Annotated in this window: 25 protein-coding genes; all 25 read right to left on the reverse strand. The window is 43.1% G+C overall.

Going from position 1 to position 24,341, the window contains the following annotated elements; genetic code table 11:
• Positions 1–354: 354 nt before the first annotated feature.
• On the reverse strand, positions 355–852 hold the full coding sequence (locus tag G586_RS0114270) for an NUDIX hydrolase (RefSeq protein WP_026528290.1): 498 nt from the start codon (positions 850–852) through the stop codon (positions 355–357).
• A gap of 19 nt (positions 853–871) precedes the next feature.
• Complete coding sequence (locus G586_RS0114275) at positions 872–1,369, reverse strand: GNAT family N-acetyltransferase (RefSeq protein WP_026528291.1); 498 nt, start codon at positions 1,367–1,369, stop codon at positions 872–874.
• A gap of 9 nt (positions 1,370–1,378) precedes the next feature.
• A complete protein-coding gene (locus G586_RS23220) occupies positions 1,379–2,026 on the reverse strand; it encodes a metallophosphoesterase family protein (protein WP_051204815.1) in 648 nt (215 codons plus the stop codon).
• 187 nt (positions 2,027–2,213) lie between these two features.
• Positions 2,214–2,399, reverse strand: coding sequence for a hypothetical protein (locus G586_RS23225; RefSeq protein ID WP_081674385.1), 186 nt, complete (start codon positions 2,397–2,399; stop codon positions 2,214–2,216).
• A 76-nt stretch (positions 2,400–2,475) separates the two neighbouring features.
• Positions 2,476–2,805 (reverse strand): hypothetical protein, encoded by a 330-nt coding sequence (locus G586_RS0114290; RefSeq protein ID WP_207640726.1) that lies wholly within the window; start codon positions 2,803–2,805, stop codon positions 2,476–2,478.
• Positions 2,802–3,839 (reverse strand): DUF6017 domain-containing protein, encoded by a 1,038-nt coding sequence (locus tag G586_RS0114295; protein ID WP_026528293.1) that lies wholly within the window; start codon positions 3,837–3,839, stop codon positions 2,802–2,804. The genes G586_RS0114290 and G586_RS0114295 overlap by 4 nt, the downstream gene beginning before the upstream one ends.
• Before the next feature lie 47 nt (positions 3,840–3,886).
• Positions 3,887–4,813, reverse strand: coding sequence for a ParB/RepB/Spo0J family partition protein (locus tag G586_RS0114300; protein WP_026528294.1), 927 nt, complete (start codon positions 4,811–4,813; stop codon positions 3,887–3,889).
• Positions 4,814–4,823: 10 nt separating this feature from the next.
• Positions 4,824–5,606, reverse strand: coding sequence for a ParA family protein (locus G586_RS0114305; RefSeq protein ID WP_026528295.1), 783 nt, complete (start codon positions 5,604–5,606; stop codon positions 4,824–4,826).
• Positions 5,599–5,907, reverse strand: coding sequence for an excisionase (locus G586_RS0114310; RefSeq protein WP_026528296.1), 309 nt, complete (start codon positions 5,905–5,907; stop codon positions 5,599–5,601). Before G586_RS0114310 ends, G586_RS0114305 begins: the two co-directional genes overlap by 8 nt.
• On the reverse strand, positions 5,904–6,179 hold the full coding sequence (locus tag G586_RS0114315; RefSeq protein WP_330363282.1) for a DUF6462 family protein: 276 nt from the start codon (positions 6,177–6,179) through the stop codon (positions 5,904–5,906). The genes G586_RS0114310 and G586_RS0114315 overlap by 4 nt, the downstream gene beginning before the upstream one ends.
• Positions 6,176–6,412 (reverse strand): DUF6462 family protein, encoded by a 237-nt coding sequence (locus G586_RS0114320; RefSeq protein ID WP_026528298.1) that lies wholly within the window; start codon positions 6,410–6,412, stop codon positions 6,176–6,178. Before G586_RS0114320 ends, G586_RS0114315 begins: the two co-directional genes overlap by 4 nt.
• Before the next feature lie 13 nt (positions 6,413–6,425).
• Positions 6,426–6,638: a DUF6462 family protein gene (locus G586_RS0114325; protein WP_022763309.1), complete on the reverse strand. Its 213-nt coding sequence runs from the start codon at positions 6,636–6,638 to the stop codon at positions 6,426–6,428.
• A gap of 260 nt (positions 6,639–6,898) precedes the next feature.
• Positions 6,899–8,467, reverse strand: coding sequence for a lysine--tRNA ligase (gene lysS, locus G586_RS0114330; RefSeq protein ID WP_026528299.1), 1,569 nt, complete (start codon positions 8,465–8,467; stop codon positions 6,899–6,901).
• A gap of 202 nt (positions 8,468–8,669) precedes the next feature.
• Positions 8,670–9,149 (reverse strand): transcription elongation factor GreA, encoded by a 480-nt coding sequence (gene greA / locus G586_RS0114335; RefSeq protein WP_026528300.1) that lies wholly within the window; start codon positions 9,147–9,149, stop codon positions 8,670–8,672.
• Positions 9,150–9,281: 132 nt separating this feature from the next.
• Positions 9,282–10,310 carry a tRNA dihydrouridine synthase DusB gene (gene dusB / locus G586_RS0114340; protein ID WP_081674386.1) on the reverse strand — a complete coding sequence of 343 codons (1,029 nt, stop codon included), beginning with the start codon at positions 10,308–10,310 and terminating at the stop codon, positions 9,282–9,284.
• Positions 10,311–10,406: 96 nt separating this feature from the next.
• The gene (locus G586_RS27035) at positions 10,407–10,982 is read right to left on the reverse strand and encodes a DUF6145 family protein (protein ID WP_242832028.1); all 576 of its coding nucleotides are present in this window, start codon (positions 10,980–10,982) and stop codon (positions 10,407–10,409) included.
• Positions 10,983–11,070: 88 nt separating this feature from the next.
• Positions 11,071–11,877 (reverse strand): type III pantothenate kinase, encoded by an 807-nt coding sequence (locus G586_RS0114350; protein WP_026528303.1) that lies wholly within the window; start codon positions 11,875–11,877, stop codon positions 11,071–11,073.
• Positions 11,878–11,952: 75 nt separating this feature from the next.
• On the reverse strand, positions 11,953–12,846 hold the full coding sequence (locus tag G586_RS23230) for a biotin--[acetyl-CoA-carboxylase] ligase (RefSeq protein ID WP_051204816.1): 894 nt from the start codon (positions 12,844–12,846) through the stop codon (positions 11,953–11,955).
• 175 nt (positions 12,847–13,021) lie between these two features.
• Positions 13,022–14,011: an ornithine carbamoyltransferase gene (gene argF / locus G586_RS0114360; protein WP_026528304.1), complete on the reverse strand. Its 990-nt coding sequence runs from the start codon at positions 14,009–14,011 to the stop codon at positions 13,022–13,024.
• 288 nt (positions 14,012–14,299) lie between these two features.
• A complete protein-coding gene (locus tag G586_RS0114365; RefSeq protein WP_026528305.1) occupies positions 14,300–15,457 on the reverse strand; it encodes a cell wall hydrolase in 1,158 nt (385 codons plus the stop codon).
• Positions 15,458–15,664: 207 nt separating this feature from the next.
• On the reverse strand, positions 15,665–16,459 hold the full coding sequence (proC, locus tag G586_RS0114370; protein WP_026528306.1) for a pyrroline-5-carboxylate reductase: 795 nt from the start codon (positions 16,457–16,459) through the stop codon (positions 15,665–15,667).
• Positions 16,460–16,479: 20 nt separating this feature from the next.
• Positions 16,480–17,340 carry a TrmH family RNA methyltransferase gene (locus G586_RS0114375; RefSeq protein WP_026528307.1) on the reverse strand — a complete coding sequence of 287 codons (861 nt, stop codon included), beginning with the start codon at positions 17,338–17,340 and terminating at the stop codon, positions 16,480–16,482.
• Positions 17,341–17,458: 118 nt separating this feature from the next.
• Positions 17,459–18,427 (reverse strand): 6-phosphofructokinase, encoded by a 969-nt coding sequence (pfkA, locus tag G586_RS0114380; protein WP_026528308.1) that lies wholly within the window; start codon positions 18,425–18,427, stop codon positions 17,459–17,461.
• Between the two features lie 351 nt (positions 18,428–18,778).
• On the reverse strand, positions 18,779–22,285 hold the full coding sequence (locus G586_RS0114385) for a DNA polymerase III subunit alpha (RefSeq protein ID WP_026528309.1): 3,507 nt from the start codon (positions 22,283–22,285) through the stop codon (positions 18,779–18,781).
• Between the two features lie 220 nt (positions 22,286–22,505).
• On the reverse strand, positions 22,506–24,242 hold the full coding sequence (locus G586_RS0114395; protein ID WP_026528311.1) for an ABC transporter ATP-binding protein: 1,737 nt from the start codon (positions 24,240–24,242) through the stop codon (positions 22,506–22,508).
• Between the last annotated feature and the right edge of the window lie 99 nt (positions 24,243–24,341).

The raw sequence follows: 24,341 nt of genomic DNA on the forward strand, positions 1-24,341 counted from the left end.
CATGATAGTTTCGTGAAATCCAAGTTTGCGATTTCTTGTGAAATCCTTACCCGGATTGACTGCATACAATTTGGGGTCATCTGCGATTTCGCTAATGGTAGCAAGTAACAGTGCCTTAACTGCGTCAGAATGTTTCATATAAGTGCCTCCTTGTAGTGAAAGTAACGTTTATGCCTTCACTACAAGGGCCGCACTCGTTACCTCTAAACAGCATCAGTAACGAGTGCGGCCGCGCATTTTGAACGGCTTGTCAACTATTTTTCATAATAATTTTTGTTAGGGGTAAGAAAAAAGCAGATCTTCGTTATTTACGAAAATCTGCTAAAGTAAATGACATTGCTTATTTTCCTGCTACTAATTCTGAATTTCTATTTCCACATACTCTTTTAATGCCGCATGCTCACGGCGATACAGCCCATAATCAGCAATATTGTTATCATGAAACTTTTCATAATCACCAAACATATCTAATGCTTCATCTACCGGCATCCACACTGAAGTATATCCAGCACGTTCTTCTGCCTCTGTAAGATGCTGTTTACCCGTATCTTCTATCAGTTCACAAACAAAGTAGTGATTGATATGGTTCCAGTCATCAAAGAGCTCATCAATATCCAGATAATTGTCTACTGCGCGGACAACCATTCCAGTCTCTTCAAAGAGCTCCCTTTCACAACATTCAGCATAACTCTCGTCACCTTCAACTCCGCCACCGGGAATTATATACTTGTTACCCTTAGTTTCATAGCTCAGTAATACCTTGCCATCCTTAACTACGATTCCCCTGCAGGCATGTCTTAAGTTTGCCACATAGCCTAAATAATCATCATTTTTCAATTGAATTGTTTTCATGTATCCTCCAGGTTGATATCTACAAGAATTTTCTGTAACACATTTCCTCTGCCCCCAACGCAGACTGCTTATACTCGGTAGCTTCGAATCCCATGTGTTCATAAAAGGCTCTGGCAAGTTTATTATCAGTAAATACCCACAGGATCACCTCTTTATATCCATCACTTGCAATATCAGTAAGCACACTCTCCATCATCTGCTTACCATAGCCCTTATGCCGGTTTTCAGGCAGGCTATGTATAGCTATCAATTCTGCTTTACCATCAAACACTTCATCCCTGGCTGCATCCCAATATGCTAGACAATGCGGCTTTTCATCAACAAAAAGCAGATATCCGTTTCCCCTATCATTATCCAGAAGGTTCCTATACATTGAAGTTGCTTTATTTATATCTGTGCATTTTCTAAGCATATCAGAATCAACTATCTCTTTAAATGCTGTTTTCCAGCTCTCAGTTTGGATAAACGCCAAGGTTGATTCGTCGCCCTGCTGTACTCTACGAATTCTTACTCCCATTTTTTAACCTCATGAAATCCTCTGAAGAATCCCAGCGACATCCACTCCGGGATGAGTAAGGTACATCCTGCAGATACTTTCTGCTAATCCCTCAGAAATCTTTAATTTCTTTGCTATTTCCTGATATGTTTTACCACTGTCTGTCAGGCTCATTGCCTTGGAGATGATCCTGTCTATATTTTTAGGAAGTTTTGTCTCCTTATCCTGGATATCTATTACAACTTTTTTGAATTCGATATCTCCTGTTTCCTTTATCTCCAGCAAAGCATAAGATACTTCCTGTTCAGGTTTTCTCTTCCCGCAGCATCCGGGATTAAGCCAATACCGTCCATCCTTCTGGACGAGGCTATATTTATGACTATGCCCATATATGACAACCGCCACATCCTCGCCAATAGAATCTATCTTCCCTTTATTATGGATAACAAATATCTTCTTTCCACAGGCTTCTAAAGTTGCTGTTTCAGGAAGATACTCTGCCCATTCCTTATCTGCATTTCCCCTGACAACTGTAACAGGAGCTATCTCCTCAAGCCTTTCAATAACATTCTTATTATCAATGTCTCCTGCGTGAATGATGTGGTCCACATTATGAAAACCATCTATTACTTCCTGCCGCAAAAGTCCATGTGTATCAGATAGAATTCCTATTAGCATAACCCGGTACTCCTTGGAAATATATCTATGACTAATTATGCCTCTCCCCAAACAAAAACATATATCTACTATAGCAAAAAAAATTGCCTCTGGGCAGAATTTCTCTACTACCTATTGGCAATTTTTAATCTATTTTTCGTATTCTTTCTTTTATATTTATCGAACTGATTATTTGCAGAGATTCAAATCATACCTCAAAGCGTAACATCTCTTCTTTCGTCAAAGGTCTACCCAACTGCTTGGAATACGCAATTGCCGCTCTCAGGTCATATTTCTTTCCATCAGAAGACTCTGTTAATCTCCCATCCTTCATTTCTTCTCCGAAGCTATAATATTCATTTTTGATATTATCGTCGCTCTTGTTTTCTTTCATTTACATTCTCCATAATCTACTTTACGAGGTCACAACGCCTGTTTTGACCACCGCATGAATAATGCTATGCGCCGATTTATGCTACAAGTAATTCAACCAGCTTATCGTTTATATTTTCAGCCACATAGCCTAATCCCATAACAATAGCAACACATATGAACGAAACAAAACCAAATCCAAAGGCTACTATAAACTCTGCCCACTGATGATGTAGTCCCGTATTGATCAATATCGCAAGAATAAGAAGTATAAATAATCCCCATACGAAACTTCCTAGTTTTGCCAGTATGGTAGCCAATGCCACAATAAAGCTAAACAGTAAGAAAACAATCAGTACAAAAGGTTTATATATGCATTTTAGTAAAAACATTTTTCTACCTCTCTTTCCGAAAAATCTGTCCATCACACAGTTCCATAGGCCATATCATGATTTACCTCTGCCTGAATACATGCATCCATAGTGCTTGGTGCATTAAACAGAGCTGCTAACAGGTACTTTTTTACATTTCTGGGCTTCTCAGTGTTCTTACTCCAGGAATCCATTATGTACTCGATATGCATGTAATTCAGCTTAAGGAATTTTGCCTTAACGAAATTTGTCGAATACTCATTACTTGCAACAACAATCGTTTCACTCTTACACAACACAGTCTCAAGAATCAGATCATAGAGCCCCTGTATAAAATCCTTGTCGTATGGATAACGCTCAAGAAGCATATCCAAATCAATATTTTCACGAATTATTTCTGCATATCCCATCTCATCCTCATCACATCCATTTTCCGATCCGACAACTGATAAGGTCTGATTAGATTTAGTATTAATATTATTAGTATTATTAATCTTGTTATTATTAGTGTTTGAAAAATAAACCACCCCCTGGTTGTTTTTCGGGGCAGGGTCATTTGAAAAATCAACCGGGCGGTTTGAAAAATCAACTGGGTCGTTTGAAAAATAAACTGGTTCATCTGAGTCATTAGGCATTTGTGGTCCATCTATAGCCTCCTTACAGCCTTCTATCAACTCCGATATTGGTTCCTGTTCTTTTTCCAAAGTTTGTTTTTCAAACTCTTGTCCATTTTTAGGAATGAAATTTTTGACATAAATCTTAAGTCCCCTCCCGGGAATTAACACCTTGTCGATGAGTCCTATTGCATCAAGATTTTTCAAAATTTCACCTGCCTTGTTTTTCTTACAGCGTGCAAACTCCATTATTGTATCTATTGAACAGTGTACATAAGCACGTCCAAGCTCATCATACCAGCCATTTTTCAGAGATAAATTCATCCTATCCAAGAGAAGCGAATATACAACTGCCTCTTCAAAACCAACTATATCTCTGTATACAGGATCGAAAAATAATGCCTTAGGCATCCTGATAAAATTGAACTGATCTGATTCCGGTCCATAAAAATAATTTAAATCTAACCTGTTAGCCACGAAATTACCCTCCCAACTATGTGTTTAAGAATTTAAAATCCAAATTCCTAGTCTTTATGTTCTTCATGCCATTTTTCCAACAAACCCACGATAACCATTTCCCTTTGCTTGGCACCAAAGTGAGGCGGAAAGTATTTATCAAGTTTCTTTTCAGAGAGAGTTACTTTACCGGATATCTTTTTCTCTGGCAGAGCATTATTCATGATTTCTATCATGACCCTCTGACTGATGTTTTCTACATTATTAGTTTGTTTAAGTGCTTCAATCTGCTGAGTTTTAAGGAATCCGTTGTCCTTTACGTATTCATAAATCCAACCTTGGAGTTCTTTGTCAAAAGAAGCTATATCTACAGCCATATTTACACCAATTTTTTTGGAATCGACAAGCGTGAGCAAATCCGGAATCAACTCTGTTAGTTTCACATAACGCTGAACCTGTCTACCGCCAAGACCAACATCTTTTCCAACAACATCACAGGTTTTCTTGTCCTGCAACTTGTCGACTTCAAGTCGACAAGTTCCTTCCGAGTCTACCTTATCCGTCCTAGCTCCCTGCCTTCTCATGGCATCCATCTTCATTTTTAAAGAAAAGGCTCTCTCACTTGGCAATATCTCTTCTCTTTGGACATTACTGTCAACCATCGCAATTACGGCATCATCATCAGACATTTCCTTTATTACAGAAGGTATTGTCTTTAGTCCTGCAAGTTTAGCAGCATGCATTCTTCTGTGACCTGAGATCATCTCGTAACCACCTGATCCATCCGGTCTAAGTAAAACCGGTGTAAGCACACCATTAACTGATATGCTTTTCACTAAATCTATCATACGGTCGTCATCCAGCACCTTAAAAGGATGATTGTTAAATGGATGTATTTTCTTAATCTCAATCTCTTCTGTAACATCTTTTGCAATAGGAGCACCAAGCAGCTCCTCAACTGATTCAAAATGAATTTTTTCTCTCTTAGCAGCCATATGGTCCTCCTTATGAATTTTTGATAACAACTTCTGTAAGTGAAGCATAAGCACTGGCAACTTTACCTTTGGGATCATATTCAAAGATGCTCTTACTCATTGCAGATGTTTCAGATGCTCTGATAGAAAGCGGGATAGTAATAGGAAATACCGGAATTGATTTTCCGTAAACCTCATTTACCTCAGCCACAATCTCCTTTGCATAATTTGTACGATTATCTACCATTGTGAGAAGGATGCCCTCAATCTCAAGTTTTGAGTTAAGTCTGCGTTTTACTGTGTAGATTGTCTTAATCAGTGCCTGGAGTCCTTTTACAGGCAGGAACGCACTTTGTACTGGAATAAGAACTGAATCTGCACAAGCCAGCGCATTAACTGTCATAACACCAAGGGATGGCATACAGTCGATTATTACGTAGCTGTACTTTTCCTTAATCCTATTCACGTAATCGCTAAGAACAAGCTCTCTGCTCATAACATTCACAAGTGAAACCTCCGCTGCTGAAAGACTTATGTTTGAAGGAAGCAGGTCGATATTCTCACCGTGATGAATTATTGCAAAATCCTCAGGAATATCTTCTTCATTTATGAGCCTCTCGATAATATCAACAATTGTCACATCCAGTTTGTCCGGCTCTGTCTGTCCTAAACATATTGAAAGACTGGCCTGAGGATCCGCATCAATAACAAGAACCTTTTCACCGAGATTTGCCAGTCCAGCCGCCAGATTCACTGTAGTAGTTGTTTTTCCTACACCGCCTTTTTGATTTGCGATAGCTATGACCTTACCCATTACTCTTTTCCTCCTTCGCTCTTTTTTCAAATTTCTTAAGCAGTTCGTCCTCATCACCCTCGATGAGCTTGTCTACCTGCTTGTAGTGCTGTCTCAGATATTCCTCAAATATCTCTCTTTTTATCAGAACCTTTTTTCCGACCTTATATACAGCACCCGACGCCCACGCCATTCTGATCATTGGCTTCTCACCTATTCCGTAATATTCACCCGCAATTTTATAGCTTACAAAAATCCTATGCGCGAACATTATATCTTCATCATCAAGATACTGTGAGAATTTCCAGATGCATCCACTCATATTTCGCGTCCTCCGGTCCTAGTCATCTTCGGAGGCTGATGAAATCTTTCAAGATATGCCTCAAAAATCTCTATGTTTATAAGGACATACCCATCAACTCTGTAAAGTGCACCTGCTTTATCTGCAAGCTGTAAAAGCTTTTTGTGCTGAATACCATAGACATACTCTGCTTCCTTGTACCTTATGTACTTTCTTCGAAGCATCTTCGCCTGATTTCTTATTTCCTGCTTACTCTCAATATCCTTATACTGCTCAATTTCGTAATCCATCATCGTAAATAGCCTCCTACTGTTTTTGAATCCTTTCCAACATACTGGAATGATTCAATATACTCGCTCATAATCTTCCTGTTTATCAGGACCATGCTTCTCACTTTTCTTTTAGCTCCGCATTCCTCAGCAAGCTTATCAATAGTGTCATCTCCAATCTGAAAGAAATAAGATGCATCCTCACGTCTGATGTATTCCGGTAGTCCTTCGTACTTTTGTCTCTTTGGTGTTGCCATGTTCTTTTCCTCCTTATCTGTCCTTTTCATCCACATAAACGCATGACTCAAAAAAATCCTTCATCATCTGATAATTGATCAGAACCATATTTTTGACTTTTCTTAATGCGCCAATTTCTCCCGCTATTTTCTTGATCGTATCCTGATTCATAGGGAATACTTTTTCTGCATCAATCAGTCTCAAATATTCTGGTTTGTCGTATCGATACCTTTTTTGTGTTGCCATTTGCATCTACCTCCGTTTCTTTTGGATGATTCCCGCAGATAACGAAGCATGACCTGAACATGAAACAAAAAAGAGCCACTCCTGAAATTACATTCAAGAATGACTCTCAATTTACATTATTTTTTATTTTGAATTCACGCCAATATCATTTTGATCAGCTCAAAAAACCCTTATAGAAATCGACTGATTTCGACATTTCTGCTACATTTTTGCTGTCAGACCTCTTTTCCGACCTTGCAAACATGCATGAATACTGGGCTTTACTTATCGAGTGACTTAAGCGTCGGGAAGAGCAAAACTTCTCTTATGTTAGCACTGTTCGTGAGAAGCATACACAATCTGTCAATACCATAACCGATACCACCCGTCGGAGGCATGCCAATCTCAAGTGCGTTGAGGAAGTCTTCGTCTGTGTGCTCAGCTTCTTCATCGCCTGCTGCCGCATTGGCATCCTGCGCTGCGAAACGCTCACGCTGATCGATAGGATCGTTCAGCTCTGAGTATGCGTTGCACATCTCCCATGTGTTGATGAAGAGCTCGAAACGCTCTACCTTATCAGGATCTGATGGCTTCTTCTTTGTAAGAGGTGAAATTGCAAGCGGATGATCCATGATGAATGTAGGCTGAATCAGCTTCTCCTCGCAGAACTCCTCGAAGAAGAGGTTGATGATATCGCCCTTAGTGTGACGATCCTCAAACTCAACGTGGTGCTCCTTAGCGATAGCCTTAGCTTCCTCGTCTGTCTTAACAGCATCGAAGTCAACACCTGCGTACTTCTTGATCGCATCGTTCATTGTAAGACGCTCGAAGGGCTTGCCAAGGTCGATGATATGATCACCGTAAGGAACCTGAGTTGTGCCGCAAACCTTCTCAGCGAGGTAACGGAACATGCTCTCTGTAAACTCCATCATTCCTTCATAATCTGTATATGCCTGATAAAGCTCCATAAGTGTGAACTCAGGATTGTGTCTTGTATCTGTACCTTCGTTTCTGAAAACTCGACCGATCTCGTATACTCTCTCAAGACCGCCAACAATAAGTCTCTTAAGGTAAAGCTCAAGTGAAATACGAAGCTTTCTCTCCTCATCAAGAGCATTGTAATGTGTAAGGAAAGGTCTTGCAGCTGCACCACCTGCGTTCTCAACGAGCATAGGTGTCTCAACTTCCATGAAATCTCTTGCTGAAAGGAAGTTACGAATCTCCTGGATGATCTGTGATCTCTTTATAAATGTATCCTTAACCTCTTCGTTCATGATAAGGTCTACATATCTCTGTCTGAAACGGATCTCTGTATCTGTAAGTCCGTGGAATTTCTCCGGAAGAGGCTGAAGTGACTTAGATAAAAGTGTCAGCTCCTTAACGTGAACAGAAATCTCGCCTGTCTTGGTTCTGAACGCAAATCCCTTAACGCCGATGATATCACCGATATCCATCTTCTTGAATGCTGCGTAGCTCTCCTCGCCAAGATCATTTCTTGAAACATAGAGCTGCATACGTCCTGACTTATCCTGAAGATTTGCAAAAGATGCCTTACCCATAACACGCTTGCTCATCATACGACCTGCAAGAGATACGATCTTCTCTGCGGGGATCTCTGAAAGCTCGGGAGTGATCTGCTTACCCTCTGCGTCTGTCTCGGGCACAACCTCTAATGTCTCGAAGTTGTCTCTGATCTCCTGTGCGTGATGCGTCTGGTCATACTTTACGATCTGGAAAGGATCCTTACCCTCAGCCTGAAGATTTGCAAGCTTTTCACGGCGAACCTTCTTAAGCTGATTGATGTCTTCTGTCTTCTGCTGATTCTGATTCTTCTGCTGATTCTCTGCCACTTTTACTCCTCTTTTCACTTAACAACTATTATCAAAAACGTTCCTAAAAGCTGCTCATTACCTTAAGAGCATCTTTCTATATAAATCACTAAGTAATATTTAAATAAGAAAAGGGGCAAATTTTCATTACCCCGCTTTTCATTTCTTACCTTATAAAACTATATGCCGTGATTATCGGCAGTTACTGATCTCGTACTCAGGATTATTTACGTACGATCTCAAGAACTTTGTACTTAAAGTCTCCAGCCTGTGTCTCAACAGTAACTTCCTCGCCAACCTTAGCACCGATAAGAGCCTTACCAACAGGTGACTCGTTACTGATCTTGCCCTTAAGGCTGTTAGCCTCTGAGGAACCAACAATGCTGTACTGAACTTCTTCATTGGCTTCAATGTCAAGAAGCTTAACCTTTGCTCCAACGCTTACCTTATCAAGATCAACGTCTTCATCAACTACGACTTCAGCGTTCTTAAGGATTTTCTCAAGCTCTTCGATACGAGCCTCGATGTCACGCTGCTCATCCTTCGCTGCATCGTACTCAGCGTTCTCTGAAAGGTCTCCCTGCTCACGTGCTTCCTTGATTCTCTCAGCAACTTCTGCTCTCTTCACAACCTTGAGATCATGAAGCTCGTCCTCGTAAGCCTTGAGTCCTTCATAGGTTAAAATGTTCTTCTTTTCTTCCATTTTAAATACCCTTTCTATAAATATAGAATTTTGCCGACGAATCTATCGCCATGCAAATAAATAGTGTCAAAGTAATATGTGTTTACAATCCATAGCATTATATATGAATAATGCCGTAAAGTCAAAATTTTATTAATCTCTGATTCCAAACACCTCAGCACATGCATTTTTAAGAGAGTCCATGTCATCCATAGTATTGATGAGCGCCCTGAATTTTGCTGATCCCGGAAGTCCTGTTGTGTACCAGGACACATGCTTTCTCATTTCCCTGATTCCGATGTACTCGCCCTTATATTTGAGCTGCAAATCCGCATGTCTTATGACCATCTCATACATTTCCTGCATGGTTGGCCTCTCAGGCACTTCTCCCTTTTCGAGATAAGATATCACCTCTCTGAAAATCCAGGGATTCCCTTCGGCCGCCCTTGCTATCATTACTCCGTCACATCCTGTGGCATCAATAAGAGCCTTTGCACTTGCGCCGTCACGAACATCTCCGTTTCCTATTACCGGGACTCTCACAGCTTCCTTCACTTTTCTTATTATCGACCAATCTGCCTCTCCACTGTAGTACTGTTCTCTAGTTCTTCCATGAACAGCGATCGCTGCGGCACCGCCCTGCTCTGCTGCCAGTGCGCACTCAACCGCATTGACACTTGCTTCATTGAAGCCCTTCCTTATTTTCACAGTCACTGATCTGTCGGTCTCTGCCACCATCGCCTTTACGATTTCCTCTATAAGCTCCGGATTTTTCATAAGAGCAGAGCCCTCACCGTTTCCAACGACCTTAGGCACCGGGCATCCCATATTCACATCAAGGATGTCATAAGGCTTATCCGCGATCATCCTCGTAGCCTGCGCCATAACCTCCGGCTCACTTCCGAAAAGCTGCAGTGATACGGGCCTCTCCTCCGGATGGATCTCCATCATATTATCTGTGTTTCTGTTGTGGTAAGTGATTGCCTTGGCGCTTACCATCTCCATGCACACAAGCCCCGCTCCGTTTTCACTGCATAGCAGACGAAATGGCAGGTCTGATACACCTGCCATGGGTCCTAATATTATATTGTTTTTAAGCTCCACATCCCCGATTCTGAGCGGATGCAGATAATCATTATATTTTATTCCTTCGTTTCCAAACGCACTTGTAAATCTGCGCATTATACTTCCTTCCAAATTAAACTGCAATTTCAGGCATCTTTCAAAGGACTGACAAGAGCTGCCTTCTATAAAAAATCTCTGCCGTAAAAAGCTCCGTCACTCGTCATCCTCACTAAGGATATCGCTCATATCCTCATGAAGGATCATCGCCCTGTAATACATCTGAAGCGCCTCGAAAAGATCCTGCCTCTGCCTTCTGACCTCACCGATAAGGAGCCCCGCACTTACCTCATCGTAAGTAATATCCTCTTCGCTCCTTGTGGTTTCCATGGTGATCATTCCGTCATCTTCGAATTCGATCGTGAAAATTCCGCCTGCTTCCTGCGTGAACAACACGCTGATTATGTGCAGCTCCTTCTGGATGCTCTCGGGAATCTTTTTGAAAAGCGGATTAAAGTAATACTTCATCTCGTATGCATTTGCTCCGCAGAGTATTATTCTTCCGCCTGCTGAAACGCTTCCAAGTGATCCGTCCTCAGTCACAACCTGAATATCCGAAACCTCTTCGCCGGTTTCTGCGTTAGTGATTTTTCCTGTTTCCTTATTAATAATCAGGCGTCTTCCCTTTGCCTTATCAGCGTTCAGCGTATCTGAGTGAACTATCTCGTCATCGCCCGGACGCGCCTCATCGTTATATACTTCCCTGATTTCTTTTTCGTTTTTATCCTTCATTTATATCCTTATTACCTCTTGAAAAAATGATACTGGCCATGCTTGCTGGTCCTGCGGTGTTAGTGCTGCCTTTATAAGCTCGCTCCTATTATTCGCCTTCTTCGAACTCATCAAGCTTTGGCTTATTTCTCTTGTTCTTTTCATAGATGATGCGAAGTCCCTGAATAAGCAGGTTAGGATCGTAGATATCGATCTCATCGCATTCCTCTGAAATAAGTCTTCCGAGTCCGCCTGTGGCAACAACCTTTATATCCTTCAGCTTTGCCTCGCGCTTCATCTCATTTATGATGTACTTGGTCTGACCAATCTGTCCGTATACAAGGCCTGCCTGCATGGAGCTTATTGTCTCCTGTGCAAGAATGCTGTCAGGCTTTTTGATCTCTATCTCGGGAAGCTTAGCCGTATCCTGCCAAAGTGCCTTCGCGGAGATTCTGATTCCGGGGCTTACGACACCCGCTGTAAAGTCGCCGTTTTCAGTGATAAGTACATAAGTGGTCGCTGTACCAAAATCCACAACTATTGCCGGTCCGCCATACATCTCATAAGCTGCAACCGCGCCAACTACAAGATCAGGTCCGATCTCTGCCGGGTTTTTCGTCGCAATCTTTATTCCGGTTTTAATGCCGGGGCCTACGATATATGGCTGTTTTCCAAGGTATTTGATCATGGAATTCACCAGCGCATGCATAACGTTAGGCACAACGCTTGAAATGATTATTCCGCTTATTTCATCCCTGTCGATGCCGTTGTTCCTCAGCATTGCAATAATGTTGTTTCCATATTCATCGGATGTGTGGGCAGTCTGAGACATCATACGAAAAGATGCCACAATCTTATCTCCCTTTAAAACACCGAACGCAATATTTGTATTTCCTACATCAACCGCCAGTAACATTTGCACCTCCGCAGCATCTGCTGCATATATTTTTTGTTTACATTAAAAATGGTTTAAGGTAAAACCATCATCTGACTATACATAACCGTACAGACCACGGACACTTACTTCACCTGCATTTATCGTTTCCTCTCTCCCATCAGAGAGCCTTATTAAAAGAGCACCCTCATCGTTAACGCCAAGAGCCTCCGCCTCATACTCACCCTTCGGATCAAGTATCCTCACCTGCCGGCCAATGTTAAGAAGACGCTTTTCATAGCTTTCTCTTAACTCCGACAGATTATGCGCTCTGACATACTTCTCGAAGTTCTCTTCAAATGCCTTCATACAGGCTGCGATAAGCGCTGCACGATCTATTTCTTCCCCGGTTTCTGAAATAATCGAACCCGCTGTTTCTCTTATTTCCTCAGGGAAAAGCTCCACCGGCTGATTAACATTTATTCCCACGCCTATCACTACAAAGTAGTCCTTCTGATCAGGCATCATGTGGAGCTCTGTTAATATACCACAAATTTTCCTTTTGTTAAGCACTATGTCGTTAGGCCATTTAATTCCGGGCTGAAATCTGCTTTCCGATTCTTCCGACCAAAATCTACTTTCTGATTCCTCTGGTTGAAGTCTGCTTTTCGATTCTTCCGGCTGAAAAAGCTTCCTATTAAGGACTTTCTCAATACCTTCAGCAATCGAGAGAGCCATCACAAGCGTAAGCCCGGAAACCTTATCCATGGGAAGCTCGGGTCTCACCATCAGACTCATGAAAACATTGTAGCCTGAAGGACTTACCCAGCTCCTGCCGCGGCTCCCACGGCCGGCGTCCTGCTTATCGGCCACTGCTAGGAATCCTGATTTATGCCCATCCAGTCCTGCTGCCTTGGCCACATTGTTGGTGGAATCTATTACAGGAAAAAATTCCAGCTCACGAGCTGCCCAGGCAGTTTTCAGGGCTTGTTCTATCTTTTCTTTGTTCATTACCCTCATCCGTCAGCTTCGCTGACACCTTCTCCCAAAGGGAGAAGGCATATTATTTATTTTCTTCACTGACACCTTCTCCCAATGGGAGAAAGCATATTATTTATTTTCTTCGCTGACACTTTTAGTTATTGATGTTGTTTTACTTCTCTATTGTATTTTCTGGATTATTTCTTCACTTTACAATAGTAGCGTACATAACTGCCTTGATTGTGTGCATGCGGTTCTCTGCTTCCTGAAATACAATGGACTGTTCTGATTCAAAGACTTCGTCTGTAACTTCCATCTCATCAAGTCCGAATTTCTCTTTTATCTTTTTGCCAATGCCTGTGCCAAGGTCATGGAAAGCAGGAAGGCAATGCATGAATACAGCCTGCTCACCTGCATTTTTCATAATCTCAGAAGTTACCCTGTAGGGCTTAAGGTCGTTAATTCGCTCTTCCCAGATTTCATCAGGTTCGCCCATTGATACCCATACGTCTGTTGAAATAACGTCGGCACCCTTTGTTGCCTCCATGGGATCCTCAGTCTGCTCGATGATCGCACCTGTCTTCTCAGCGATTTCCTTGCAGGTCTTAACAAGAGCCTCGTCCTGCCAGTACTTCTTGGGAGCACATGTTGTAAAATGCATACCCATCTTTGCGCAGGCAACCATCAGCGAATTACCGGTGTTATATCTTGAGTCTCCAAGGTATACGAGATGTATTCCCTTTAATTTTCCAAAATGCTCACGAATTGTAAGAAGATCGGCAAGCATCTGTGTAGGATGGAACTCATTTGTAAGTCCGTTCCAAACCGGTACCTTTGAATATTTTGCAAGCTCATCCACTATTGTCTGCTCAAAGCCTCTGTACTCGATTCCGTCGTACATGCTGGCAAGAACACGGGCAGTGTCAGCTATGCTTTCCTTTTTTCCGATCTGTGAGCCTGTAGGATCAAGATAGGTGGTTCCCATACCAAGGTCATGTGCAGCTACCTCAAAAGAGCATCTGGTACGTGTGCTGGTCTTCTCAAAAATGAGAGCCACATTTTTTCCTCGATATTCATCATGAAGAACACCATTCTTTTTCTTGCTCTTTAAGTCAGCAGCAAGATCAAGAAGATACTCTATCTCTTCAGGTTCAAAATCAAGTAACTTAAGAAAATCTCTTCCGTGTAAATTCACAGCCATGGTATTGTACTCCTCCCGATAATTAATATATGTTAGAATGTTTCCCTTCCAGTTTTCACAAGGATGTTCTGTCTGATATTCATTCCCTCCCAGTTTTCACAAGGAAGTTCTGCTCTCGCTTCGCTCGACAGAACTGCTATACCTGCTAGGCTCGAAAATACCTCGCCAAGCAGTTATAGTAAAAGCCCAACTGCAGAATCAATCTACAATCAGGCTTTATTTTATCACATATACCCTTTATCCGTCACTTGATGACGCAAGGTCCTTAAAATGAATCAAGTATTACCAGAATACGTGAGCTCCGATAACAAGTCCATCATGTCCACCTGCACGTCTGAAGTGCGTTGCGGTTCCACATGTTGTTTCTCCGGCAAGCGCCGCCTGCGCAGCCTGTATACAGCTGTCAGGAATATTTCCTGCATATACTCTGTCTACAGTACCGTTAAGAGCCGGTGTGAACTGTCCTGAAGCATAAATTACTCCGGGAATTGTACCAGCGTATGCGCTGCTCTTTACACGGTTCATAACTACTGCGCCTACAGCAACCTTTCCCTCATAAGATTGGTTCCCCGCTTCACAGTAAATCAGTGCGGCCAGAAGTCTGGCTTCATCTGCCCCCGCAGATACGGCACCGGTGTTCTGTGTAAGCTTCGCCTTCGCTTTCTTGGCCTCTTCTTCGGCCTTCCGCTTGGCTTCCTCTTCTTCCCTCTTCTGAATAGCGGCCATGGTCTCACCGGCATCGATCCTGAAATCAGTATCTACATAGTCGGCCTGCACATAGCCTGTCTCATCGTTGTAGTCAACGGCAATCCAACCATTGCCAAGATCTTCTACCATATCCACAAAGCTGTTATTTGTAATAACACCTATGACATCGGCACCATCATCTGCCTCTGCACGGATACGAAGTGCATCGCTCTTACTTGTTACAAGCTGAACTCCAACTTCCTCAGCGAGTTCCTTTGCCTCTTCGTCAAATAGAAGATAATCGTCATTAGCCCAGCCAACAACATCACCTGACTGGAGCTTTGTCCATCCATCTTTTTGTTCAATAATTTTACCGCCGCAGTCCTTATAAAGAACTCCAACTTTTTCAGCATCATCTTCAGGTGAAATACGAATGTTCATTACCTGAGAAACATTAGCCATTACAAGTTTTGAGGAATCCTCTTCTTCATCAATATCGTCTTCCTCAACATTTTTAGCAGCTTCCTTCGCCTGATCATTGATGTCCTCAGCGAAGTCGTGAGCCTTAGCAACCTCTTCGTCGGAAACTTCAGCCACTTCTGTAGGATTAAGAATATTACCAACACCTACGTCATTACTGTTTAATATGTTTGATGTTCTTGCCTGTACGGTCTTGCAATCGGAAGTTCCAAGCATAATTATCGCAACTGCGAATGCAAGGCTTCCTCGCATTAACGTGCCTGCTGTCTTCATGTTTATTTTGCTTCCTTTTTAAAATTATTACGAATTGTTAAAACAAAACACTTAACGATTGTAACAAATAGTTGTTATTTTGTCAAATTTTAGTCCAAATTATCTAAAAAAAGACTCCCGAGAAACCCGGGAGCCCTTGAAATTACTGCATTTCTAAATTGTTGCGGAATTTATTTTCAAAAAAATTATCTGAATTTCGTATGCAATTTACAATTCTTTACTGCGCTCAGTCGCTGCCTGAACTGCGTCCATGACAATTCCCCTGAAGCCCATTTCTTCTAATACTTTCACAGCCTCTATAGTAGTACCGGCAGGTGAACACACCATATCCTTAAGCTCACCCGGATGTTTTCCAGTCTCCAATACCATTTTGGCACTTCCAAGTACTGCCTGTGCAGCAAACTCATAGGCTTGCTTCCTGGGCATTCCTCCAAGTACAGCAGCATCGGCCATTGCCTCGATGAACATGAAAACATATGCAGGAGATGAGCCGCTTACGCCTGTTACAACATCCATAAGATTCTCTGTTACTACGTTTGCGGTACCACAGCTCCTCAAAATATCCAGTGCAATTGAAAGATCGCTCTCCTCGCACAAATTGTTGGGGCAAACAGCGGCGCAGCCCTCACCTACAAGAGCAGGTGTATTAGGCATTACTCTGACAATCTTAACCGGTTTCTCAAATTCCTTTGCTATCCATTCAAGACTTTTGCCGGCAGCTATACTTATGATCAGCTTCTTATCATCAATTTCATCCATGATATCCGCAATCGCAACCTTGAGAAACTGCGGTTTTACTGCTAGAAGAATAACGTCCGCATCTCTTGCAACGTCTGCATTGTTATCCCTTGTCTGGATTCCGAATTTCTTTGCCGCGCCTTCTCTTGCAGCTTCCATTGGATCTGAGCCAATGATATCCTGCGGGTCAAAGATACCCTTAGATATAATTCCGCCCATAAGCGCCTTTGCCATGTTACCAAGTCCGATAAAACCTAATGTCATACCTTGCCTCCTTCTACTTATTACTGTCTTCGCTGCCTTGCAGCTTCAAATGTCAGAATCGCAGCGGATGTAGCTGCATTCATTGATTCAACCTTGCCAAGCATGGGGATAAGCACATACTCAGATGCCGCATCAGCAGCCTCTTTTGTAAGTCCGTTACCCTCATTGCCTATTAAAAAAGCACAAGCTCCTTTATAGCTTATATCGTCATAGTTTTTCTTACCCTTCAGATGGGCTGCATAGCTTGTCACTCCGTACTTTTCCCGAAGCTCCTTCACCGTATCCGGTATGGAATCCACATAAATAAACGGCACACGAAGAATTGCTCCCATTGTGGATCTCACAACCTTGGGATTATATACGTCAGCCATGTCGCTACTCATAATTATTCCAGTAACTCCCGCGCCTTCTCCGGTTCTGAACATATTTCCAAGATTTCCGGGATCCTGAATGTTTTCAAGGACAAGAAGAAGAGGAGCCGCTTTGTCCGTACTTGCAGTAGCACTGTTAGCATCATCTTTACCGGAAAAATCACTACCTCCACGAAGGAGATCAGCTAGTTCCCATCTCTTTTCCTTAACAATGGCGAGCACCCCCTGAGGTGTCTGAGTGTCTGCCATTTTCCTCATGACATCATCAGATACTTCCTCAAAGCTGACACCGTCATCTGCCTTGATTTTACCTATCACAGCCCTGTCATCCGGCGAAAGATTCTCCATAAAATGCGAAGTCGCATATACTTCTCTTAGCATTTCCATGGGCACTTCTCTTAGCATACGGATTCCTTCTACTAGAAATATTCCGTCTTTGCGGCGAGCCTTTGCTTTTTTGCTGTATTCAGCTATCTGTTTTATGCGTGAATTATTGGTGCTTGTTATCATATGCCCTCATCCGGCACTTCGTGCCACCTTCTCCCAAAGGAAGAAGGCTTGTTTATTCCCTTTACAGAAAAACCTTCCCTGTTGGGAAGGTTTAACTATTCTTATTAAATAATCTAAATTAAAGAATCTTACTGATCTCGTACTGATACTCGTTGATGGACTTCTTCATTGCAAGAGCCTCATCAATGTCGTAATCAACGAACTGACCATTTCTGTATGCTACTACACGATTTGTCTTACCTGCTGTAAGGATATCTGCTGCATAGCAGCCCATCATGGAAGCATATACACGGTCTTTACAGGTCGGGCTACCACCACGCTGCATGTAACCAAGAATTGAAGCTCTGGTCTCAAGTCCTGTAGCTGCCTCAATACGACGAGCCATGGAAGCTGAATGTCCGATACCCTCTGCGTTAAGGATAATGTGATGTGTCTTACCCTTCTTACGGTTATCAATGATGTTATCAATAATTCTCTGTTCGTTGTAGTCATACTTCTCAGGAAGAAGAATGTCATCAGCACCGTTAGCGATTGCGCACCACAGTGCGATATATCCGGCATGGCGTCCCATAACCTCTACGATACTTACACGCTCATGGGATGAGGATGTATCTCTGATCTTGTCGATAGCATCCATAGCTGTGTTGATAGCTGTGTCAAAACCGATTGTATAATCTGTACATGCAATATCAAGGTCGATTGTGCCGGGAAGTCCGATTGTGTTGATTCCCTGAGCTGAAAGTTTCTGAGCACCTCTGTATGAACCGTCACCACCGATAACAACCATTCCATCGATGCCGTGCTTTCTACAAATCTCAGCACCCTTCTTCTGACCTTCCTCGGTTGTAAACTCCATACATCTTGCTGTTCCGAGGATTGTACCGCCTCGCTGAATGATATCAGCAACGCTGCGGCGATCCATGTCGAAAATCTCCTCATTAAGAAGACCCATGTAGCCCTTCTTAACGCCTTTTACCTTAAGTCCGTTTGCAAGAGCCTTACGAACAACCGCACGAATAGCGGCGTTCATTCCGGGCGCATCACCACCACTTGTAAGAACTCCGATAGTTTTAATTTCCTTTGCCATATCAGGTAGTACCTCGTTATTGATAAATCTTTGTCACTTTTACGATTTATATATTAGCGCAAAATTCAGCACTCTGCAATTATTTAGGGGCATAAATTTAGCAATTTTTAATATATACGCAGTGAAGGGATAGTCCCCAAATAGATGTTTTCGTCTGCGTCGTGATTTACTAAAAGAAACAAAAAATGGATGCCTTCTCTCATGTTATTCGGAACAGTCGGCATCCATTTTTTATTTATTTTGTAAATCATCTCCTCGTCCGGGAACTATCTATTTGGGGACTATCCATTCTCTGCTTACGTTATTGAAAATAGCTTCAATATACAGATTAGACGTTATGCAAAATTAAGATCAAACCACTCGAAGATTGTCCTTTCCGAATTTTTCCTCAAGGATGGCCAAGGTTTCTTCGTTCGCGTTAACCTTTAGTGAGGTGGGCAGTTTTTTCATTTGCTTTGTGTCCTTAATGTAAACTGTGACATGGTCTTTGGCGCCGGGGCCTTTGACGGTGGAGAGGAGGGTTTCTTCGAGGAGTTTAGCTTTTTGCTCGTAGGCTTCCTTGTCCTCGAACTGTATCCAGAGAGTTCTGGGTACTTCGTCGAAGAGCTGAATCTTGGATGCGATGAGCTTTGCATCCTTGTCTTCCTCTGCATTAACGCGGCCCTGAATGAATACCTTCGCGTCATCATTGAGTCTGCCCGCATTTGATTCATAGGTCTTAGGGAAAACTATTACCTCTATACTTCCCACAAGGTCTTCAAGGGTTATGAAGGCCATTATCTGATCATTCTTGGTATACTTCGTTTTCTTGTCAGCGATGATTCCACCCACGGTAACTGTATCGTTATCCCTTACAAGAGGCTCACCGGTCTCTTCATCGAGATAAAAATCAGTTGTCTTTGCGGTTATATGCTTCTTCCAAAGTCCTTCAAATTCTTCAAGAGGGTGGCCAGATACATATACGTCCAGTACCTCCTTCTCGAATTCTAAAAGCATATCCTTGGGGTATTCGCCCACATCAGGCATTTTGATCTCGAACTGTTCCTTAACCTCCTGCGGTGCGAAGTCGAAGAGTGACATCTGTCCCGCAAAACTGTTCTTACTCTTGTTATGAAGCTGATCAAGGAGAGACCCGAAAACGCACATCATCTGTTTTCTGGTGCCACCAAGACTATCCAAGGCTCCTGCTTTTATAAAGTTCTCAACAGCCCTCTTGTTTATTTCTCCGTAGGGCTCCATCCTTGTCAGGAAATCGTTGAGATTCTTAAATTTACCATTTGCTTCTCTCTCTTTTACTATGGTTTCAATGATAGGTCTGCCAACGCCCTTTATGGATGTGAGCGCATAGCGAATTGCCTTGCCAGTGCCATTATCTGCTCCGGTAGTAACCGCTGAAAACCATGAATAACCCTCGTTGATGTCAGGAGGAAGGATGTCGATTCCCATATTGCGACAGGTCATAATATAGAAGGAAACCTTTCCCTGATTATCAATTACGGAAGTCATAAGTGCAGCCATGAACTCCACAGGGTAGTAGTATTTAAGCCATGCGGTCTGCATGGAAACCACTGCATAGCATGCTGCATGTGACTTATTGAAGGCATACTTTGCAAAGTCCATCATGGAATCGTAGATGCGGTTCGCCGTGTCTGCGTCAACACCGATGGCCTTACATCCGGGAACTCCCTCTTCCTCATTACCATTTACAAAGTTCTCACGCTCGACCTCCATAACGTGGAGTTTCTTCTTACTCATGGCACGTCTTACTTCATCAGCTCGTCCAAGGGTATATCCACCCATTTTTTGAACAATCTGCATAACCTGCTCCTGATAAACAATACATCCATAGGTGGGTGATAAAATGGACTCCAATTGCGGAGCCTCATAAGTTATGTTCTGAGCATCCTTTTTACCTGCGATATATTTAGGAATGAAATCCATGGGGCCGGGACGATACAGCGAAATTCCGGCAATTATGTCCTCCAGCGACTGGGGCTTAAGCTCCTTCATGAAGGACTGCATACCCGCACTTTCTAGCTGGAATACACCTTCACAGTGACCGCTTCCTATGGCAGTAAGCACCTGCGGATCATCGTAATCGATTTTATCCATATCGATGTAATTATCATCCCCGGGCTTTGCTCCGTTTGATTCGTTTGCGAACCTCGCTGCATCCTTGATAACTGTCAGCGTACGAAGTCCCAAAAAGTCCATCTTCAAAAGACCCAGTTCCTCAATGGTGGTCATTGTGAACTGTGTCGTCAGGTTTCCTTCTGCGGAGCGTGAGAGCGGAACCAAATCCTCTGCAGGCTTCTGGCATATAACTACACCCGCTGCATGGATCGAAGTATGTCTCGGAAGTCCCTCAAGCTTTTTACACATATCGATAAGATGCTTAACCTGCGGATCGCTCTCATACATTGTCCTGAGCTCCACGTTCATGTCCAGCGCTTTTTGAAGCGTCATGCCAAGCTCACCCGGAATCATCTTCGCAAGATTATCGCCGTAGCTGTAGGGCAAATCCAATACTCTCGCAACGTCTCTTATAACTCCCTTTGCCTGCAGCGTACCGAAGGTGATGATCTGCACAACCTTATCCGCGCCATATTTTCTCGTTACATAATCAATTACTTCCTGTCTTCTCTCGTACTCGAAGTCCACGTCTATATCGGGCATGGACACACGCTCGGGATTAAGGAATCTCTCAAAGAGAAGATCATACTTAACAGGATCTATATTCGTAATATGTATACAATATGAAACAACAGAGCCTGCTGCCGATCCTCTACCCGGGCCGACAGCTATTCCCTTCTCTCTGCAGAAGTTGATGTAATCCCACACAATGAGAAAGTAATCAACATAGCCCATCCTCTGGATTACCGAAAGCTCATAGTCCAGCTGCTTTTTTATGGTTCCGTCATCATCAGGATATCTCTCAGCAAGTCCGTCATAGCATAGCTTATTAAGATAAGTCCAGGAATCATATCCGGGCGGCACATCGAAGTGTGGGAGTTTTGTCACGCCGAACTCGATCTCAACGTTACATCTGTCCGCAATCTTCTGCGTATTCTCAACCGCCTCCTGGGCATATGGGAAAAGAAGACGCATCTCGTCTTCACTTTTAACATAGTACTGACCGCCCTCATATCTCATGCGGTCCTCATCTGTCACCTTCTTACCCGTCTGGATACACAGCAAAAGATCGTGCGCTTCAGCATCCTCCGCGCGGGTGTAGTGACAGTCATTTGTCACAACAAGCGGTATATCAAGCTCCTTTGACAGGGTTAAAAGAGCGGAATTCACCGTATGCTGCTCCGGAATACCATGATCCTGCATCTCAAGGAAAAAGTTGCCATGCCCAAAAATCTCATCATAGCGAAGAGCTGCTGCCCTGGCCTCCTCAAGGTCACCTCTTGAAATCGCCTTTGGAACCTCACCCGCAAGGCAGGCAGAAAGGCAGATTATGCCCTCACTAAACTCCCTCAAAATCTCAAGATCCACTCTTGGCTTGTAGTAATAGCCTTCAGTAAATCCGCGACTTACGATGTGTGAGAGATTCTCATAGCCCTTGTTATTTTCAGCAAGCAGAACAAGGTGATAGTACCTGTTCTCGTTAACGCCCGCTTCCTTCTCAAAACGTGAGCCCGGTGCTACATATACCTCGCATCCGATGATAGGCTTGATTCCCTCTTTTTTGGCAAGCTTATAAAAATCGATAACGCCGTACATGACACCGTGATCCGTAATGGCTCCGGCCGTCATGCCGAGTTCCTTTATTCTTTTTACGTAGTCCTCAACCTTGTTGGATCCATCCAACAGGGAGAAGCCTGTATGTACGTGTAAGTGTGCAAATGACATGTGTTACTCCTTATACCCCTCATCCGGCACTTCGTGCCACCTTCCCCCCAGGGGGAAGGCTTTATATTTTTCATGCGCCATCTTCTTATAATCTATAGCAGTGGATTTTATACTCCTGCCTCCCCCTTGGGGGCGCAAATCGTCCGGGGGACGATTGTTCTGCGCCGACCGGAGCGGAGCGAAGACAAGGTGTCTGCGAAGCAGACGGATGAGGGGCCCCTTACGCTTCCCCAACCTGCATCTTATAATACTTCGCGTAAATTCCGTTCTTCTCCAGCAGTTCCTTATGATTGCCCTTCTCCTGAATTCCATCGGAATCCAGTACAATGATCTCGTCCGCGTTCCTGATAGTTGAAAGTCTGTGGGCGATCGTGATAGTTGTTCTTCCCACTGACAATCTGTCCAGACTCTGCTGTATATATCTCTCTGATTCATTATCGAGAGCACTTGTTGCCTCATCCAGAATAAGAATCGGCGGATTCTTAAGGAAAACTCTCGCAATGGCAATTCTCTGCTTCTGTCCACCGGAAAGTCTTGCTCCGCGCTCTCCCACCAGAGTGTCATATCCATTGGGAAGAGACGAGATAAACTCGTGAAGATCTGCCTTCTTAGCAGCGTCAACGATTTCATCAAAGCTCGCTCCCTGTCTGCCATAAGCGATGTTGTCCCTTATACTTCCATTAAAAAGATACACTTCTTGCTGTACTATACCAATGACACCTCTTAGGGATTTTTGAGTAAGACTCCTAACGTCCTTGCCATCGATTTTTACAGCGCCCTTAGTGACGTCGTAGAATCTTGGAAGCAGACTGCAAAGCGTTGATTTTCCACCGCCGGAAGGACCGACTATAGCAACCTTTTTTCCTGCATCAACATGAAGATCAATGTGGCTGAGCACTCTCTCTTCGTCATCATCATAGGCAAAGGACACATTCTCGTAATCCACATCTCCCTTGCACTCTGTAAGCACCTCCGCATCAGGGGCATCCTCGATCTCAGGCACCACATCCATAACATCCCTGAATCTCTGGAATCCCGCGGCGCCCTTCTGAAGCTGCTCCGTAAACTCGATGAGTATCATTACAGGAGATATAAACACATTTATGTACAGCGCATAAACCGCAAGATCTTCAACCGACAGAGTTCCCTTCGCAATAAAAAGTCCTCCGAAGACTATTACTGCGATATACATAAGTCCTTCAAAGAAATTATTTCCCGCAAAGAACATCGCCATTGTTTTATAATTGGCCTTCTTTGAATCAAGAAATGCCTCGTTGCTCTTCTCAAACTTTGCTTTCTCGATATCCTCCCCGGTGAAGGATTTAACCACTCGAATTCCGCCAAGGGTATCCTGAAGGGAAGAATTGATGCCGGCGATCTTTTTCCTATTGTCGAAGAAGGTCCTTCGCATAACCCCGTTCTGTCTGTATGAAAAAATCGCCATGCATGCAACAATAGCTGCAAGAATCAGCGTCATCGGCACGTTCATTGTCATAAGAATAGTGAAAGAGCCAATAAGCTTCACTGCAGAAATGAAGATATTTTCAGGGCCATGGTGCGCAAGCTCCGAGATGTCAAAAAGATCCGACACCAGCTTACTCATCATCTCACCGGTATTATTTTTGTCATAGTAGGAAAAAGAAAATCGCTCGAACTGCTCGAATAGATCACTTCTCATCCCTGACTCCATGCGGGCACCCATCATATGGCCCTGATAAGTCACATAGTGCTTACAAAGGAATCTGACTGTGTACATGATCAAAAGTCCGATTCCAAGCTTTATCACACCGGCAACTATTTTTTCCGGAGTCTCAAGGAAAAGTGTCTGTCTTAGAATTCTAAGTAACTGCGGAAACACAAGATCAATAAGCGACAGAATAGAAGCTGCCACCAAATCCAATAAAAACACTCCAAAATACGGTTTATAATACGGTACAAATTTCTTAAGTAAATCCATGCTGTCCTCTCTAAATCTCTAATCCTAATCACTCCAATCACTATACCATGATTTAGAGAACAACAGTATGGTGTTTTTCTATTTTAATCTACGCTTTCT

Source organism: Butyrivibrio sp. VCD2006 (assembly GCF_000423925.1).
Lineage (GTDB): Bacteria > Bacillota > Clostridia > Lachnospirales > Lachnospiraceae > Butyrivibrio.